The organism is Intrasporangium sp., from assembly GCF_032907665.1.
Lineage (GTDB): Bacteria > Actinomycetota > Actinomycetes > Actinomycetales > Dermatophilaceae > Intrasporangium.
In genome coordinates, this window is sequence record NZ_JAJJPG010000089.1 from 1 (window position 1) to 15,980 (window position 15,980).

The 15,980-nt window shown below is 71.2% G+C and carries 19 protein-coding genes and 1 tRNA gene; 14 read left to right on the plus strand and 6 right to left on the minus strand.

The features are described from left to right. On the plus strand, positions 1–597 hold a 597-nt coding region (locus tag LOY02_RS13170; RefSeq protein ID WP_317182817.1), incomplete at its 5' end, for an RDD family protein. Positions 598–810: 213 nt separating this feature from the next. After that, on the plus strand, positions 811–2,409 hold the full coding sequence (locus LOY02_RS13175; RefSeq protein WP_317182818.1) for a DHA2 family efflux MFS transporter permease subunit: 1,599 nt from the start codon (positions 811–813) through the stop codon (positions 2,407–2,409). Positions 2,410–2,514: 105 nt separating this feature from the next. On the opposite strand, the gene fahA is transcribed toward LOY02_RS13175, so the two are convergent. Next, positions 2,515–3,750, minus strand: coding sequence for a fumarylacetoacetase (gene fahA, locus LOY02_RS13180; protein ID WP_317182819.1), 1,236 nt, complete (start codon positions 3,748–3,750; stop codon positions 2,515–2,517). After that, positions 3,747–4,616, minus strand: a complete 870-nt coding sequence (locus LOY02_RS13185) for a hypothetical protein (RefSeq protein ID WP_317182820.1) — start codon at positions 4,614–4,616, stop codon at positions 3,747–3,749. The genes fahA and LOY02_RS13185 overlap by 4 nt, the downstream gene beginning before the upstream one ends. A 79-nt stretch (positions 4,617–4,695) precedes the next feature. Between LOY02_RS13185 and LOY02_RS13190 the strand changes: the two genes are divergently transcribed. Beyond that, positions 4,696–5,961: a homogentisate 1,2-dioxygenase gene (locus LOY02_RS13190; protein ID WP_317182821.1), complete on the plus strand. Its 1,266-nt coding sequence runs from the start codon at positions 4,696–4,698 to the stop codon at positions 5,959–5,961. Further along, positions 5,961–6,674, plus strand: a complete 714-nt coding sequence (locus tag LOY02_RS13195; RefSeq protein ID WP_317182822.1) for an IclR family transcriptional regulator — start codon at positions 5,961–5,963, stop codon at positions 6,672–6,674. The genes LOY02_RS13190 and LOY02_RS13195 overlap by 1 nt, the downstream gene beginning before the upstream one ends. A gap of 60 nt (positions 6,675–6,734) precedes the next feature. Here the strand turns inward: LOY02_RS13195 and LOY02_RS13200 are convergent, their stop codons facing one another. Together LOY02_RS13200 and LOY02_RS13205 are read right to left on the minus strand one after the other, a co-directional pair. Then, positions 6,735–7,433, minus strand: coding sequence for an isochorismatase family protein (locus tag LOY02_RS13200; protein ID WP_317182823.1), 699 nt, complete (start codon positions 7,431–7,433; stop codon positions 6,735–6,737). Between the two features lie 6 nt (positions 7,434–7,439). Then, positions 7,440–8,729, minus strand: a complete 1,290-nt coding sequence (locus tag LOY02_RS13205) for a nicotinate phosphoribosyltransferase (RefSeq protein WP_317182824.1) — start codon at positions 8,727–8,729, stop codon at positions 7,440–7,442. A gap of 57 nt (positions 8,730–8,786) precedes the next feature. Between LOY02_RS13205 and clpS the strand changes: the two genes are divergently transcribed. The 6 genes from clpS (at position 8,787) to LOY02_RS13235 (ending at position 13,592) form a co-directional block, all read left to right on the plus strand. Further along, positions 8,787–9,089: an ATP-dependent Clp protease adapter ClpS gene (gene clpS / locus LOY02_RS13210; protein ID WP_317182834.1), complete on the plus strand. Its 303-nt coding sequence runs from the start codon at positions 8,787–8,789 to the stop codon at positions 9,087–9,089. Then, complete coding sequence (locus LOY02_RS13215) at positions 9,089–9,688, plus strand: DUF2017 domain-containing protein (RefSeq protein ID WP_317182825.1); 600 nt, start codon at positions 9,089–9,091, stop codon at positions 9,686–9,688. The genes clpS and LOY02_RS13215 overlap by 1 nt, the downstream gene beginning before the upstream one ends. A gap of 88 nt (positions 9,689–9,776) precedes the next feature. Beyond that, positions 9,777–10,544, plus strand: a complete 768-nt coding sequence (locus LOY02_RS13220; protein ID WP_317182826.1) for an MBL fold metallo-hydrolase — start codon at positions 9,777–9,779, stop codon at positions 10,542–10,544. 107 nt (positions 10,545–10,651) lie between these two features. Beyond that, a complete protein-coding gene (gene rph, locus LOY02_RS13225) occupies positions 10,652–11,410 on the plus strand; it encodes a ribonuclease PH (protein WP_317182835.1) in 759 nt (252 codons plus the stop codon). Next, a complete protein-coding gene (gene rdgB, locus LOY02_RS13230; RefSeq protein ID WP_317182827.1) occupies positions 11,407–12,039 on the plus strand; it encodes an RdgB/HAM1 family non-canonical purine NTP pyrophosphatase in 633 nt (210 codons plus the stop codon). Before rph ends, rdgB begins: the two co-directional genes overlap by 4 nt. Then, a complete protein-coding gene (locus LOY02_RS13235; protein ID WP_317182828.1) occupies positions 12,036–13,592 on the plus strand; it encodes a molybdopterin-dependent oxidoreductase in 1,557 nt (518 codons plus the stop codon). The genes rdgB and LOY02_RS13235 overlap by 4 nt, the downstream gene beginning before the upstream one ends. Positions 13,593–13,727: 135 nt before the next feature. Here the strand turns inward: LOY02_RS13235 and LOY02_RS13240 are convergent, their stop codons facing one another. Next, positions 13,728–14,126 carry a RidA family protein gene (locus tag LOY02_RS13240; protein WP_317182829.1) on the minus strand — a complete coding sequence of 133 codons (399 nt, stop codon included), beginning with the start codon at positions 14,124–14,126 and terminating at the stop codon, positions 13,728–13,730. Between the two features lie 59 nt (positions 14,127–14,185). Here LOY02_RS13240 and LOY02_RS13245 point away from each other — a divergent pair. From LOY02_RS13245 to LOY02_RS13260, 4 genes are all read left to right on the plus strand, one after another. Next, positions 14,186–14,265: transfer RNA gene (locus LOY02_RS13245), tRNA-Leu, on the plus strand. Positions 14,266–14,298: 33 nt separating this feature from the next. Beyond that, complete coding sequence (bcp, locus tag LOY02_RS13250) at positions 14,299–14,772, plus strand: thioredoxin-dependent thiol peroxidase (RefSeq protein WP_317182830.1); 474 nt, start codon at positions 14,299–14,301, stop codon at positions 14,770–14,772. A gap of 68 nt (positions 14,773–14,840) precedes the next feature. Continuing rightward, positions 14,841–15,098 carry a DUF3618 domain-containing protein gene (locus tag LOY02_RS13255; protein WP_317182831.1) on the plus strand — a complete coding sequence of 86 codons (258 nt, stop codon included), beginning with the start codon at positions 14,841–14,843 and terminating at the stop codon, positions 15,096–15,098. 32 nt (positions 15,099–15,130) lie between these two features. Then, complete coding sequence (locus tag LOY02_RS13260) at positions 15,131–15,475, plus strand: co-chaperone GroES (RefSeq protein ID WP_317182832.1); 345 nt, start codon at positions 15,131–15,133, stop codon at positions 15,473–15,475. Between the two features lie 62 nt (positions 15,476–15,537). Here the strand turns inward: LOY02_RS13260 and LOY02_RS13265 are convergent, their stop codons facing one another. Continuing rightward, entirely contained in the window at positions 15,538–15,918 is a 381-nt protein-coding gene (locus tag LOY02_RS13265; RefSeq protein WP_317182833.1) for a VOC family protein, read from the minus strand. Positions 15,919–15,980 lie beyond the last annotated feature (62 nt).

The window sequence follows — 15,980 nt, forward strand, 5'->3', positions numbered from 1 at the left end:
CAGTACCCCGGCTCGGGGCAGTACCCCTATGCCGGTCAGTTCCCGGGCGCGCCGCAGGCACAGGCCTGGATGCGGGGGCCGGTCACGAGGGACGGCGTCCCGCTCGCGTCCTGGGGCAAACGCGTCGGTGCGTGGCTCATCGACGGCGTCATCATCCTCGTCGTCGGCGGAATGCTCGGATGGTTCGGCACGCCCCGCCTCGGTGAGCTCTTCCAGGAGCTGGGGGACGCGACGGTCGAGAACGACTCCGCAGCCATCGACGCCATCGCTCGGGACCTCACCGGCCCGATGGTCCAGATGTCCCTGATCATCTGGCTCTTCGCCACGGTCTACTGCATCCTCTTCTGGACCACGACCGCCCAGACGCCGGGCAAGATGGTCATCGGGATCAGTGTGCGTGCGGCGGACCAGCCCGGACCGCTGACCCTGGGCACCTCGGTCATGCGTCGACTCGTCCCGCTCGCGGGCCAGTTCGTGCCCTTCCTCTCCCTGCTCGACGGGCTCTGGCCGCTCTGGGACCCGCAACGCCAGGCGCTGCACGACAAGGTGGCCAAGACCGTCGTCGTCGAGGGAAAGCAGCCGCGCCGGCCGATGTGAACCGGGACCACCCGCAGCAGGTCAGAAGCACAGCGGCCCGCGGCACCCCGGCCCGCGCTGTGAGCAGTGCCCCGGCAGGACCTCCGGATAACCCTTTGCGATCGGCCCGGGGGGCTGGTGCACAATGACGGGGCGCGATCGCGCCGCTGCGGCAACGATGCCGAAGGCCAGAATCGGCCGACTCTCCACATCTTCCACGACCCAGGGGGACACGTGTCATCTTCACCTGCCTCGACGGCGACGGCCCATCCCGGTGGCCCGGACCCGTATCCCGAGAAGATCGATGCGGCCGTGCTCAAGGTGGCCGGGGTCGTCGTCCTCGGCTCGATCATGTCGATCCTCGACATCACCGTCGTCAACGTCGCGCTGCCGACCTTCGTCGAGGTGTTCTCGGACAACCCCGCCGACCCCCTGCCGTACTCCACGGTGGCCTGGACCATCACGGCTTACACCCTTGCGCTCGCGACGGTCATCCCGCTGACCGGCTGGGCGGCGGACCGCTTCGGCACCAAGCGGCTCTACATGCTGGCCCTCGCGCTCTTCACGGCGGGATCAGCCCTCTGTGCGACCGCGGACTCGATCAGCATGCTCATCCTCTTCCGCGTCCTGCAGGGGCTCGGCGGCGGGCTGCTCATGCCCCTCGGCATGACGATCCTGACCAGGGCCGCGGGGCCTGCGCGGATGGGCCGCCTCATGGCCATCCTCGGTGTGCCCATGCTCCTTGGCCCCATCTTCGGACCGATCCTCGGCGGCTGGCTCATCGACCACTACTCGTGGGAGTGGATCTTCCTCATCAACCTGCCCATCGGGCTCGTCGCGATCGGCTACGCGTTCTGGGCACTGCCGAAGGACCGACCGGAGCCGTCGGAGTCGTTCGACGTCATCGGCATGCTCCTCATGTCGCCCGGCCTCGCGCTGTTCCTCTACGGGGTCAGCTCCATCCCGGAGGAGGGCACCTTCTTCTCCACCAAGGTCGGGGTGCCGGCGACGATCGGCGTGGTCATGCTCCTCGTCTTCGTCCTCTACAGCTTCCGGCCGAAGCACCCGCTGCTCGACCTGCGCCTCTTCGCCAACCGCAACCTCACCGTCGCGACCCTGACGATGTTCCTCTTCGCGGCCTCGTTCTTCGGGGCGCTCTTCCTCGTGCCGACCTACTTCCAGCTCGTGCGAGGCGAGCTACCGGTCGACTCCGGTTGGCTGGTGGCCCCGCAGGGCCTCGGGGCGATGGTCACCATGCCCATCGCCGGCGCCCTGGCCGACCGCTTCCCAGTCGGTCGGATCGTGCCGGTCGGGCTGCTCCTCATCGTCAGCGGGATGTTCGCCCTGACCCAGGTCACAGCGGAGACGTCCTACTGGGGCTACCTCATCCCGGTCCTGTTCGTCATGGGTCTCGGCATGGGCGCGACGATGATGCCGGTGATGACCTCAGCACTGAAGACGTTGACGTCCCACCAGGTCGCGCGGGGGTCGACCCTGCTCAACATCACCCAGCAGATCGCCAGCTCCATCGGCATCGCGGTGATCTCGGTCGTCTACACCAACCTGCTCACCTCGAAGCCGCTGGCCGGGCCGGCCATCGCCACCTGGCAGAACCCGTCCATCGCAGACCAGATCGGCGGCCCGGCCGCTGTGGCCGAGGGGCTCGAGCAGGCTGCGGATGCCTTCGGCGGGACCTTCCTCGTCGCGTCCGTGCTCGTGACGTTGACCCTCATCCCGGCGTTGTTCCTGCCCCGTCGGCGCGAGGTGTCGCACCTGCTCGACGACGAGCAGGAGCCGGAGGACGAGGTCAGGGCACCCGTCGTCCTGCACTGAGACTGCCCTGATCTGCACTGAACCGGTCGCCGTCGCCATGGCTGCCCGGCCCGGATACTCCGGGCCGGGCAGTCCTGGTTTCGTCCAGCGGGTGGGTCGTCCGGGTCAGCGGGCCGGGCGGATCGTCCCGGTCACGGCTCCCAACGCGATGCGGCAGTCCTCCGGTCCGGGCGCCCAGGCGGTGATCGTGACGGTGTCGCCGTCCTCGAGGAAGCCGCGGCTCGTGCCGTCCTCGAGGGTGAGGGGCTCGGTGCCGTTCCACGTGAGCTCCAGCAGGCTGCCACGGGTCTCCTTCTCCGGACCACTGATGGTGCCGGAGCCGAAGAGGTCCCCGTTGCGCACCGAGGCGCCGTTCACCGTCAGGTGCGCGAGCATCTGGGCGGGCGACCAGTACATCCCGGCGTACTCGGGACGGGAGACGACGGTGCCATTGAGGATCACCTCGAGGTGGAGGTCGAGCCCGAAGGCATCGCCCGCGAGGTAGGGCAGCGGACGCGGCTCGGACTGGCCCGGGAGGGCGACGCGCGCGTCGCGCAGCGCGTCCAGGGGGGTGACCCACGCAGAGATCGACGTCGCGAACGACTTGCCCAGGAACGGGCCGAGCGGTACGTACTCCCAGGCCTGGATGTCCCGGGCGCTCCAGTCGTTGAGCAGGACGACGCCGAAGAGATGGTCCTCGGCCGCGTCCACCGAGATGCTGCTGCCCAGCTCGGTCGCCCCGCCGACGACGTAGCCGAGCTCCGCCTCGATGTCGAGGCGGATGCTCGGTCCGAAGACCGGCGCCGCGTCGGACGGTGCCTTGCGCTGCCCCCTGGGACGGATGACATCGGTTCCGGAGACGACGACCGTCCCGGACCTGCCGTGGTATCCGATGGGCAGGTGCTTCCAGTTCGGGGGGAGGGCTGCGTTGTCGGGCCGGAAGATCTGCCCGACGTTGGAGGCATGGTCCTCGCTGGCGTAGAAGTCGACGTAGTCCGCGACCTCGATCGGCAGGTGCAGCGTCACCTCGCCCAGCGGGTACACGTGCGGCTCGACCCCGGCCCGGTGGACCTCGTCGGTGAGGATCTCCGTGAGCCAGTCACGGGCAGCCGTCCACGCCGGTCGTCCGAGGGCGAGGAAGGCATTGAGGCTCGAGGTCTGCCACGCCGCGGCGAGATCGGGTCCGTCGCCGACGAGGCCGGCGCCCCGGCCGATCGCCGCCACAGCGCCTGCGTCGAGGACCTGGTCACCGATGCGAACCCCCACCCTCCGCTCGGGATCCCGTGAGGTCGAGAAGACGCCGTAGGGCAGGTTGTGGATGCCGAACGGGTGATCGGCGGGGACGTCGAGCCAGCTGGTCACGCGGTGTGCCTTTCGGGGAGGAGGCCCAGAGCCTCGAGCTCGGTGAGGGGATCGAGGACGCCGCAGCAGCCGAACCCCGTGAACGAGGCCCGCAGGCGGCTGACGGCGTCGTCGTCGAGCGCGGTGACCCGGTCGACGAGGTGCTCCACGTCCGTCACGGCGAGGACGCGGGCGAGGTCGGTGGTCCGGCCGCCGTCGAGGGCATCGTGGGTTGCGACGAGGACGTTGAGCAGGCCGTGCATGGGCTCCCCGGCGTAGTCACCGCGCACGACGTGGTGCAGCCCGCCGGTCAGCTTGAAGGCGAGGCCGCGCCGGGCGGCCTCGTCGAGGAATCCCGCGAGCGCGGTCTCGTCCGGCCAGGTCCAGGTCGGCGTCTGACCGGTGCGGAACTTCGCTCGCACGTCGGCCCCTGCACCGATGGCCTGCTCGATCTCGTCGAGGCCGGCCTGCCGCTCCGGGTCCAGCCCCACCTCGACGACGACCGGAAGGTCCAGGTCCAGGGTGCGGCGCCAGTCCTCTCCCCAGCCGACCTCCACGCTCGCGACCGTCACGGCAGGCACCTGGCGCAGCAGGCCGACCGCGTCGACAAGCGGCCCCAACGCTCCGCCCGGGCGAACGATGAGACCGACGCGCAGCGGGACCTGGCCGGTGCGCGGATCCGCGGCAGCGAGGTCGGCCAGCTCGGGCGCAGCGGCGGCCGGGAGGAGCAGGGGACCCAGCGCAGCGGCATACGGCCCGTCCCTGAGGTCGAGGTGCTCGTGGACGGCGACGTCCACTGGAGCCAGCCCGGGCGGGAAGACGGCGGCGTCGTCGACGAGGTGGTCGAAGAGCTGCGCCTGACGGGGAAAGCCGGTCGACCTTGACATGTCCCGGAGGGTACTCCACTGTGTCATGAGAAGGACACAGACGTCCGGAAATCGGACGCGTCGACGAGCGAGGGACGACATGGCGTACTACCGGGCGACCGGGCACATCCCGCCGAAGCGGCACACCCAGCACCGCCGTGAAGGCGGTGAGCTCTACTACGAGGAGCTCATGGGGGAGGAGGGCTTCTCGTCCGACTCGTCGCTGCTCTACCACCGCAACATCCCGTCGACGATCTCCGCGTCCCGGGTCTGGGAGCTGACCGACCAGTCGACGACGCCGAACCACCCGCTGGTCCCGCGCCACCTCAAGCTGCACGACCTCTTCGACGAGACGGCCGTCCAGACGACCGACGTCGTCACGGGGCGTCGGCTCGTGCTCGGCAACGGCGACGTGCGCATCTCCTATGCCGTCGCGGCCCGCCCGAGTCCGTGGTACCGCAACGGGATCGGCGACGAATGCGTCTACGTCGAGCGCGGCGCCGCCCGGGTCGAGACCGTCTTCGGGGCGTTCGAGGTCGGCGAGGGAGACTACGTCGTCATCCCGCGAGCCACGACGCACCGCTGGCTGCCCGTCGTCGATGAGGCCAACCCGCTGCGGGCGTACTGCATCGAGGCGAACTCCCACATCACGCCGCCGAAGCGCTACCTGAGCAAGTTCGGCCAGTTCCTCGAGCACTCGCCGTACTGCGAGCGCGACCTGCGTGCGCCCAGTGGGCCGCTCCTCGCGGAGGACGTCGGCGCCGCGGCCGACGACGAGACGGACGTCTACATCAAGCACCGCGGAACCGGCCCGGGCGGCATCGTCGGCACGGTCCACACGCTGCCCTTCCACCCGCTCGACGTCGTCGGCTGGGACGGCTGCCTCTATCCCTACGTCTTCAACGTCCGCGACTTCGAGCCGATCACCGGCCGCGTGCACCAGCCGCCGCCCGTGCACCAGGTCTTCGAGGGATACAACTTCGTCATCTGCAACTTCGTCCCGCGCAAGGTCGACTACCACCCGCTGGCGATCCCGGTGCCCTACTACCACTCCAACGTCGACAGCGACGAGATCATGTTCTACGTCGACGGTGACTACGAGGCCCGGAAGGGCTCCGGCATCGGCCGCGGGTCGATCTCGGTGCACCCCGGCGGCCACGCCCACGGACCGCAGCCCGGAGCGACCGAGGGCTCGATCGGGGTCGACTACTTCGACGAGCTCGCCGTCATGGTCGACACCTTCCGACCGCTCGACCTCGGTGAGGCGGGCCTCGCAGCGGACGACGGTGTCTACGCCCTGTCGTGGTCCCGTGGCTCCGGCGCGCAGGGGAGCGGACCCGGGGGCAGCGCCCACTCGGAGGGTTGATGCCCCGCCCCGGTGACGCGGACGAGCTGCCCCCGGGAGGGGGGACCGGCCGAGCGCCGGAGGGCTCGAAGACGCTGGACCGCGGGATCCAGCTCCTCGAGGTGCTGGCCCGGCCCGGCCATGCGAGCGGCTTGACGATCACCGAGCTGGCCACCGAGCTCGGGGTCGGGCGCCCCGTGGTCTACCGGCTCGTCACCGCGCTCGAGGCGCACCACCTCGTGGCGAGACGGCCCAACGGACGGGTTCGCCTCGGGCTCGGCGTCAGCCGACTCGCCGCCGCGCTCACCCCCCTCGTGCGGACCGAGGCCCGTCCGATCCTCCAGGAGCTCGCCGATGCTGTCGGGGCCACTGCCCACCTCACCGTGGCCGAGGGGCAGGAGGCGCTCGCGCTCGTCGTCGTCGAGCCGACCTGGACCGATCTCCACGTGGCCTATCGCTCCGGCACCCGTCACCCGCTCGACCGCGGCGCCGCCGGCCGCGCCATCCTCGAGGGTCGGGCCGGGTCCGCAGCGCCCGTCAGCTCCGACGGGGAGCTCCAGCCCGGCGCCCACGGCCTGGCGGTGCCCATCCTCCCGCCCGTCGCGGGGGCGGGTGAGGTCGATCGCGTCGTCGAGGCGTCGGTCGGCGTCGTTGCGCTCGAGCCGATCGACCCGGACACCGCCCGGCCACGCCTCGAGCGCGCCGCCCGGGCCCTCGCTGCCGTGCTGGGTTGACCCCCGGGCGCTCGGGGCCCCGGGCGCTCAGGCGCCTCGAGGACCGGCCGGTGCGTGCCGTCAGGCCGGGACGACCGGCGCGCCCACGAGGGTCACGCCTGCCTCCTCGAGCTCGGTGAGCGCGGCCTGTGTCGTGTCCTTCGCCACTCCGGCGGTGAGGTCGAGCCGGACGGTCGTCGCGAATCCCTCGCGCTGCGCGTCGAGCGCGGTGGCTCGCACACAGTGGTCCGTCGCGATGCCGACGACGTCGACGTGCGCCACACCGCGTGCCCTGAGCCAGTCGGCGAGCGAGGATCGCTCGGGATCGTCGCCGCGACCCTCGAAACCGCTGTAGGCGGCAGCGTGCTCGCCCTTGCGGAACACGGCCTGGACAACGCCGAGGGCGCCGGAGAGGTTGGGGTGGAACCCCGCGCCAGTGCTCTCGGCGAGGCAGTGCACGGGCCATGAGTCGACGAAGTCGGGGGCGGTGGAGAAGTGGCTGCCCGGGTCGATGTGCCAGTCCGCGGTGGCGATGACCTGGTCGTAGTCACCCGCGTGCGCGGCGACGTGGGCCGAGATCCCCTCGGCGACCGCCGCGCCGCCTGCGACGGCGAGGGAGCCACCCTCACAGAAGTCGTTCTGGACGTCGACGATGATGAGCGCACGTCCTTGGGCACCCGGGGTCGGAATCGAGCCAGGGCCTGTCCTCGCCGCCGGGTCCGTGCTCGTGCCCCGCCGAGTGATCGGAACCGTGGTCGGGTCGGTCGTCGGATCGGACATCGCGACTCAGTGCTCCTCGTAGATGGTGGGGATGACGGGCTCGCCACGGGAGAGCTGGGTGGCGGCCCGGGGCAGCTCGGCTCGAGAGGCCGCGTGGCGCGCCCGGGCCTCGTGGATGTCCTGGTGGTCGACGACGGCGCCGTCGCGGACGAGGTCGATCATGAGCGGCCGGTCGTTGCCGTCGTCGCTGGGCTGCTCGCCGATCCCGAGCACCTCGGCCTCGGCCACCCCCGACGGACCGAGCCGGCGCAGCGCCCACTTGCGGCCGCCCACGGACACCTTGTCCTTGCTCTTCTTGGCGACACCCTCCATCTCGCCGGAGGCGTTCTCGCGCTGCACGAGCTTGTAGACCATCGAGGCGGTCGGTGCGCCCGACCCGGTGACGAGCGCGGTGCCGACGCCGTAGCCGCTCACAGGCCCCGCCGCGAGGGCGGCGATCGCGTGCTCGTCGAGGTCGGAGGTGACGATGATCCGGGTGTCGGAGTTGCCGGCAGCGTCGAGCTGGGCGCGGACCTCCTTCGCCTGGATGAGCAGGTCGCCGGAGTCGAGCCGCACCGCGCCGAGCTCGGGTCCGGCGATCTCCATCGCGAGGTCGACTGCGGTCTTGACGTCGTAGGTGTCGACGAGCAGCGTCGTGCCCTTGCCGAGGGACTCGACCTGGGCCGTGAAGGCCTCGCGCTCCGAGTCGTAGAGCAGGGTGAAGGCGTGGGCGGCCGTGCCCGCGGTCGGAACGCCATAGCGCCGACCTGCCTCGAGGTTGCTCGTCGCCTCGAAGCCGGCGACGTAGGCGGCCCGGGCCGCGGCCACGGCCGCATCCTCCTGGGTGCGCCGGGAGCCCATCTCGATGCACGGCCGGTCGCCCGCCGCCGACGTCATCCGCGAGGCAGCGGAGGCGATCGCCGTGTCATGGTTGAGGATCGACAGGATCAGGGTCTCGAGGACGACTCCTTCGGCGAAGGTCGACTCGACGACGAGCACGGGGGAGTAGGGGAAGTAGCACTCACCCTCGGGGTAGCCGCTGATCGTCCCGCCGAACCGGTAGCCCGCCAGCCAGTCGATCGTCGCCCGGTCGACGACCTTGGCGTCGGCGAGGAAGCGCAGCTCCTCGTCGCCGAACCGGAACTGCTCGAGCGCCTCGAGGAACCGCCCCGTCCCCCCGACGACCCCGTAACGGCGGCCGTCAGGCAGGCGTCTCGCGAAGGCCTCGAAGACGCATCGCCGACCTGCCTCACCCGACGCCAGCGCAGCCTGGAGCATGGTCAGCTCGTAGTGGTCGGTCAGCAGTGCGGTGCTCACGGTGGTCAGCCTACGGTCCACTGCGGGTCATAGGGTGGACGGGTGAGTCCGACGAGCATGTCCCTCGCGCCGGTGCGCAGCCCGGAGACCGAGGAAGTCACGGAGACCGAGGAGGTCGTCTCTCCTGACCTTCCCTGGGTCACCATCGTGTGGAATGACCCGGTCAACCTCATGAGCTACGTCACGTGGGTCTTCGAGACCTACTTCGGCTATCCCCGGCCGAAGGCGGAGAAGCTGATGATGGACGTCCACACCAAGGGTCGGGCCGTCGTGTCGAGCGGCCCGCGCGAGTCGATGGAGCGCGACGCCGAGTCGCTCCAGGGCTACGGGCTGTGGGCCACCTTCGAGAAGGACGAGTGATGGCGCGCGCCTTCCTGCGCGAGGCGGGGCGCTATGTCGCGCTCCTCGACGAGCCGGAGCGGTTCATGGTCCACGGCCTCATGGAGCAGACTCGGGACCTTCTCTCGCCCGATGTGGAGTCGACCGGCGATGCCTTCGCCGACCTCGTGGCGTCGATGGGTGTGTCGGTCGCCACCGCGGACCAGGACCCGCCCGTGCTCCCCGGCGAGGAGCGTGACCCGGCCCTGGACCGGCTCCTGCCTGACGCGCACCGGGCCGACGACGCCGTCGCCGCCGAGTTCCGTCGCCTCACCGAGGAGGGACTGCGCCAGCGCAAGAGCGCCAACCTCGACCTCGCCATGGAGCGGCTCGCGGCGGCCTCGGAGGACCGAGTCGAGCTCGATGCCGCCCAGGCGCCCGCGTTCCTCATGGCCCTGACGGACGTGCGCCTCCTTCTCGGCGAGCGGATGGGCATGCGGACGGAGGAGGACGCGGAGCGGCTTCAGGACGTGATGGAGCACCTCGACGACGACGACCCCCTCGGGTATGCGATGGCGTGGTACGACTTCCTCACCTGGCTGCAGGAGACGCTCACGCAGGCGTTGCTGGGCGACGGGTGACGGGCGAGCACCCGGTCCTGCCGGTCATGTGACGCAGCCGACGCGCGAGTCGCGGGTCGGTGGCGGCCGTCGCACCTAGGCTCGGTCCGTGGACCTCTCCATCGTCGGCTGCTCCGGATCGTTCGCGGGGCCGGACTCGCCTGCCTCGAGCTACCTCGTGCGGGCCGAGCACGAGGGTCGGACCTGGAGCATCGTCCTCGACCTGGGCAACGGCGCCCTCGGCCACCTCCAGCGCCACGTCGACCCGTTGACCGTCGACGCCGTGCTCGTCTCCCATCTGCACGTGGACCACTGCATCGACCTGTGCGGCCTCTACGTCATGCTCAAGTACGTGCCAGGGGGTTCCGGCCGAGACGGCGTCCCCGCCTATGGGCCCGAGGGCCTGGGCGACCACCTCGCACGGGCCTACGGCAACGAGGAGATCGAGGACGTCCCGGGCGTCTTCGACTTCCGGACCATCCGTGACCGGGAGCCTGTCGTGGTGGGCCCGTTCACGGTGACGCCGGTCCGGGTGGAGCACCCGATCGAGTCCTACGGCTTCCGGGTCGAGGCGGATGACCGCGTCCTCGCCTACACGGGCGACACCGACCTGTGCGACGCGCTCACACCGCTGCTCACCGGGGCGGACCTCGTTCTCGCGGACGCCGCCTTCGTCGACGGACGCGACCACGTGCGCGGCATCCACCTGTCCGGCAGCCGCGCCGCCCGGGCGGCGGTCCGGGCTGGGGGAGTGCAGCGGCTCATGCTGACCCACATGCCGTCGTGGAACGATCCCGAGGTGTGTCGGGCCCAGGCCGCCGCCGTGTGGCCCGGTGACGTCGAGATCGCGAAGCCGGGTGCCACCTACGCCATCTGACGTCAGGTCGTATGCCGCTGGGCCCGGTCTTACGAGTCGGTGACCTTCGGTGGTCGGTGCGGTCCGGGCGGCGGGCGCGGACCTACGGTGGTGGCATGGCTAGCCTCATGGGCATGACTGCCACACGACATGACGGACGTGCCCCTGACCAGACCCGCGAGGTGCGGATCACCCGCGGCTGGCTCGACCATGCCGAGGGGAGCGTCCTCATCGAGTTCGGGCGCACGCGTGTGCTCTGCGCAGCGTCGTTCACCGAGGGGGTGCCCCGGTGGCTCAAGGGACAGGGAACGGGCTGGGTGACGGCCGAGTACGCCATGCTCCCGCGCGCGACGAACACCCGCTCCGACCGCGAGAGCGTCAAGGGGCGGATCGGTGGCCGGACCCACGAGATCTCCCGGCTCATCGGCCGCAGCCTCCGCGCCGTGATCGACACCAAGGCGCTGGGTGAGAACACGATCGTCCTCGACTGCGACGTGTTGCAGGCGGACGGTGGGACCCGCACCGCCGCGATCACCGGCGCCTGGGTGGCCCTCGCCGACGCCATCGAGGACGCGCGCGCCAAGGGTCTCATTGCCCGGACGGCCCAGCCGCTCACCGGCTCCGTCGCCGCGGTCTCGGTCGGGATCGTCGACGACCAGGCCGTGCTCGACCTCGACTACCCCGAGGACTCGACGGCCGGCACCGACATGAACGTCGTCATGACCGGCGACGGCCGCTACATCGAGGTGCAGGGCACCGCCGAGGGCCAGCCCTTCGACCGCGCCCTGCTCGACGAGCTCCTCGAGCTCGCGGCCAAGGGTTGCGCCGACCTCACGGCCGCCCAGCAGGCGGCGCTCGCCGCGGACGCGGAGGGGGCGGCCTCATGACGAGGGTCGTCCTCGCGACGCGCAACCACCACAAGGTCGAGGAGCTGCGCGAGATCCTCGCGGACGTGTGCGAGGAGCTCGGTCTCGACATCGTCGGGCTCGACGAGTTCCCGGATGCGCCCGACGTCGTCGAGGACGGGGTCACCTTCGCGCAGAACGCTGCGCTCAAGGCGAGGTCGGCCGCGGAGGCGACCGGGCTGCCGGCGCTGGCGGACGACTCGGGCCTGGCTGTCGACGTCCTCGGTGGGGCTCCCGGGATCTTCAGCGCCCGGTGGTCCGCGACCAAGGGCCCGGGCGCAGACCGCGCCAATCTCGAGCTGCTCCTGGCCCAGCTCGGCGACGTCCGCGAGGAGCATCGTGGCGCTGCCTTCGTGTGCGCCGCGGCTCTCGTGCTCCCCGACGGGCGGTCGGCCGTCGAGCTCGGCCGCTTCCCGGGCAGGATGGCGCACGAGGCACGGGGGACCGGCGGCTTCGGCTACGACCCGATCTTCATCCCGGACGACCAACCCGACCCCGGCGGCCAGCGCACCCTGGCCGAGTACACGCCCGACGAGAAGAACGGCAGGTCGCACCGCTATCTCGCCTTCCGGGCGCTCGCCCCACGCCTGAGGGAGCTGCTCCGGCCATGACCTCGACGAGCGCGACGGGGAGCACGACGTCCAAGGGCCCGACCACCGCGAACGGCCTGGCGGTGGCGAACGGCCTGGTCGCCGGGTTGCTCACCGTCGGGCTCGGCACGCTCCTTGCCGCGCTCCTCGAGGGCATTGGTGGCGCCGGAGGCCAGCCGGCACCGGTTGCGGCCGTGAGCAGCGCCTTCATCGACCGGACGCCATCGTGGCTCAAGGACGTCGCGATCGCGGCCTTCGGCACGAACGACAAGCGAGCTCTGCTCATCGGGGTCGTCGTCGTCCTCGCCGTGCTCTGTGCGCTCATCGGCCATCTCGCCAGGACGCGCTTGACCGCGGCCCTCGTGGCGTTCGGCCTGCTCGGAGCCGTCGGTGTGGCCGCCGTGCTCTCCCGCCCCGAGGCGTCGTGGGTCGACGCCACGCCGACCCTGGTCGGGGTGCTCGTGGGCCTGTGGTTCCTGCGCCGCGGCTCCAGCGACGCGAGCGCCTTGGGCGCCGACAACCCGGCACGACGCGTCCTGCTCGGGGCAGCGGTGGGCGGCGGAGCGGCATACGTCGGCGCTCTTCTCGGCGGGGACTCCGCCGCGGCCACGGCGTCGCGGGACGCGATCGCCCGCGAGCCCGCGCGGGCTGCGCGCATCTCGATCCCCGCCGGAGCCGACCTCAAGGTCCCGGGCGTGGCGCCCTTCATCGTGCCCAACGACGACTTCTACCGGATCGACACCGCGATCGTCGTGCCGCGACTCAACGCCGAGGAGTGGCGCCTCAAGGTCACGGGCCTCGTCGAGCGGGAGGTCGAGCTCGACTGGAACACCCTGCAGGACAAGTCGATGCGCGAAGCGCTGGTGACGTTGGCCTGCGTGTCCAACGAGGTCGGTGGAGACCTCATCGGCAACGCCGTGTGGACGGGCTGGCCGGTGCGCGAGCTGCTCGCGCTGGCCGGCCCGCTGCCGGGAGCGGACATGGTCCTCCAGACCAGCGCCGACGGATGGACGTGCGGGACCCCCCTCGGGGCCCTCACCGACGAGCGCAACGCGCTCCTCGCGGTCCGGATGAACGGTGAGCCGCTGCCCTTCGAGCACGGCTTCCCCGTGCGGCTCGTCGTGCCGGGGCTCTACGGCTACGTGTCCGCGTGCAAGTGGGTCACCGAGCTCAAGGTGACGACCTTCGCCGAGGACGTCGGCTACTGGACGCCGCGCGGGTGGTCGGCGGAGGGGCCGATCAAGACGTCGTCGCGGATCGACGTGCCACGGTCCGGTGCGGCCGTGCGGGCGGGACGGGTCGCGGTCGCGGGAGTGGCCTGGGCCCAGCACCGGGGGGTCGCCCGGGTCGAGGTGCAGGTGGACGACGGCCCCTGGACGGACGCCCGGCTGGCGGCGGACGCATCGGTCGATGCGTGGCGGCAGTGGGTCCTCGAGTGGGACGCGACGCCGGGCAGCCACACGCTGCGGGTCCGTGCGCACGACCAGGACGGCACCGTGCAGTCGGCCGCCGAGCGCCCTCCGGCACCGGACGGCGCCGAGGGACTGCACACGGTGACGGTCCGCGTCGACTGACCCCTTCCGGCAACACGCCCGGAAACTCGCAGCTCACCCCTGAAATATCCGGTGGGAGCTGCGAGTTTCCGGGCGTGTTGCGGCGTGCACCGGGCAGGGGAGCGAGCCCCGCGGCATACGGCTGCGACGGGACTGCTACCGGGCCCCGCCGGCGTGCGGGACGATGGCGTCCACCTCGATCTCGACGAGGAGGTCGGGGTCGATGAGCCCTGCGACCTCGAGCATCGAGGCGGCGGGTCGGACGTCGCCGAAGACCTCGCCGTGGGCCCGACCCACCTCCTCCCAGCGCGAGATGTCGGTGACGAACATCCGCGTGCGCACGACGTCGCGCGGGGTGGCGCCCAGCTCGGCCAGCGCGGCAGTGACGATCTCGAGGGCGACCTTCGTCTGGGTGTACGCGTCGCCGACCCCGACGACCTGTCCGTCCCGGACCGCGGTGGTCCCCGCCACGTGGACGGTGTCGTCGACCCGCACCGCCCGCGAGTAGCCGACGAGGTCCTCCCACGCGCTGCCCGTGCTCACCTGTTGCCGCATGCGGTCAGCCTAGGGAACTAGGCTGGGCACCGGCTCTCGACCCCGTGAGGGCCACGCAGGCGGACGTGGTGGAACTGGCAGACACGCAGGATTTAGGTTCCTGTGCCTCGGCGTGCGGGTTCGAGTCCCGCCGTCCGCACTCTCGTGACCGATCCCCGACGAAGGAGACCCCGTGAGCGACCGACTCGAGCCCGGCGACCAGGCCCCCGACTTCAGCCTGCCCGACGACACCGGCGCCACCGTGAGCCTCGGTGACTTCCGGGGTCGCAAGGTGATCGTCTACTTCTACCCGGCCGCGATGACGCCCGGCTGCACGAAGCAGGCCTGCGACTTCAGCGAGTCACTCGAGTCACTGAGGCGCGACGGCTACGAGGTCGTCGGGATCAGCAAGGACAAGCCGGCCAAGCTGGCGAAGTTCCGCGAGCGCGACGCGTTGACGATCCCGCTGCTGTCCGACGAGTCCCTCGAGGTCCACCGGGCCTACGGCGCCTTCGGTGAGAAGAAGCTCTACGGCAAGACGGTCGAAGGGGTCCTCCGGTCGACGTTCGTCATCGACGAGGACGGCGTCGTCTCGCACGCCCTCTACAACGTCAAGGCGACCGGCCATGTCGCCAAGCTGCGACGCGACCTCGGTCTCGCGGCCTGACGCCTGCGAGACCAGCGCGAGGGCGGGGTACGGCTAGAGTCGTCACCAGCCCGCCGAAAGGAAGCGTCATGAGCGACACCGCACGGATCGAGAGGGACATCGAGGCCGCCCGCACGCGCCTCGAGGGGACCGTCAACGAGCTGGCCTACCGGGCCCAGCCCAAGGTCATCGCCCAGCGTCAGGCGCAGGGCCTCAAGCTCAAGCTCGACGAGGCGACTCACACACCCGAGGGTGACCTGCGCATGGAGCGGATCGGCGCCGTCGTCGCGGCCGCGGTGGCCCTCGTCGTCGTGGCCGGGCTGATCCGGCGGCGCCGCCGTCGCTGAGCGACTCGATCACGGGAGAACTGCGCGACACCATGGCCAAGGGCACCGCCAACAGATCGACGGCCACCCGACTGCCGATCCGCATGCTGCACGACCGGCTCCTCGTCAGCCTCGAGCGCGAGGGGGAGCGGCGCAGTGGGGGTGGCATCGTCATCCCCGCCACCGCCTCGGTCGGCAAGCGCCTGTCCTGGGCGGAGGTCGTCGCGACCGGGCCGAACGTGCGGCAGGTGCAGCTCGGCGACCGGGTCCTCTTCGACCCGGAGGAGCGGGCCGAGGTCGAGCTGCAGGGGAACGACTACGCCCTGCTGCGTGAGCGTGACATCCATGCCGTCGCAGCGTCGCGCATCGACGACGGCCAGACCGGGCTCTATCTCTAGCCCACCCGTTGGCTCGGCGATGATGCCGTATGCCGCTGGGCCGGGTGGCGAGTGTCGCCGGGCTACCAGTTCGCGGCGTCGGTGAGGCAGAACGGGTGACCCGCGGGGTCGAGGAGGACCCGCCACCGGTCTCCGCCGGGCTGCTCCTCGGGAACCCTGGCTCCCAGCTCCACGGCATGGCTCTCGGCCGCCGGGATGTCCTCGACGGCCAGGTCGAGGTGGAACTGCTTGGTGCCGTTGGGGTTCGGCCAGGCGGGTGGCTCATAGCCCTCGACGCGGCCGAAGCCGAGGGCGTGGGCGGGGCCCGTGAGCATCGCGTAGTTGTCGTCGCCGTAGGTCAGCTCCCAGCCCAGCAGGTCGCGCCAGAAGGTGCTCACCGGCCCCGGGTCGGCACAGTCGACGGTGATCATGGCCAGTCGGGCAGTCATCGGTGTGTTCGTCATGTCCGCCACCCTGCCTACGATCGTCCCGTGGGCACTTGGACAAAGGCGACAACGTCGGAGTC

Excerpts from the sequence above, each read along its gene's own strand:
- LOY02_RS13185 (WP_317182820.1), bottom strand. The coding sequence starts at position 4,616 with ATGTCAAGGTCGACCGGCTTTCCCCGTCAGGCGCAGCTCTTCGACCAC.
- LOY02_RS13190 (WP_317182821.1), top strand. The coding sequence starts at position 4,696 with ATGGCGTACTACCGGGCGACCGGGCACATCCCGCCGAAGCGGCACACC.
- LOY02_RS13195 (WP_317182822.1), top strand. The coding sequence starts at position 5,961 with ATGCCCCGCCCCGGTGACGCGGACGAGCTGCCCCCGGGAGGGGGGACC.
- LOY02_RS13200 (WP_317182823.1), bottom strand. The coding sequence starts at position 7,433 with ATGTCCGATCCGACGACCGACCCGACCACGGTTCCGATCACTCGGCGG.
- clpS (WP_317182834.1), top strand. The coding sequence starts at position 8,787 with ATGTCCCTCGCGCCGGTGCGCAGCCCGGAGACCGAGGAAGTCACGGAG.
- LOY02_RS13215 (WP_317182825.1), top strand. The coding sequence starts at position 9,089 with ATGGCGCGCGCCTTCCTGCGCGAGGCGGGGCGCTATGTCGCGCTCCTC.
- rph (WP_317182835.1), top strand. The coding sequence starts at position 10,652 with ATGGGCATGACTGCCACACGACATGACGGACGTGCCCCTGACCAGACC.
- rdgB (WP_317182827.1), top strand. The coding sequence starts at position 11,407 with ATGACGAGGGTCGTCCTCGCGACGCGCAACCACCACAAGGTCGAGGAG.
- LOY02_RS13235 (WP_317182828.1), top strand. The coding sequence starts at position 12,036 with ATGACCTCGACGAGCGCGACGGGGAGCACGACGTCCAAGGGCCCGACC.
- LOY02_RS13240 (WP_317182829.1), bottom strand. The coding sequence starts at position 14,126 with ATGCGGCAACAGGTGAGCACGGGCAGCGCGTGGGAGGACCTCGTCGGC.
- LOY02_RS13255 (WP_317182831.1), top strand. The coding sequence starts at position 14,841 with ATGAGCGACACCGCACGGATCGAGAGGGACATCGAGGCCGCCCGCACG.
- LOY02_RS13260 (WP_317182832.1), top strand. The coding sequence starts at position 15,131 with ATGGCCAAGGGCACCGCCAACAGATCGACGGCCACCCGACTGCCGATC.
- LOY02_RS13265 (WP_317182833.1), bottom strand. The coding sequence starts at position 15,918 with ATGACGAACACACCGATGACTGCCCGACTGGCCATGATCACCGTCGAC.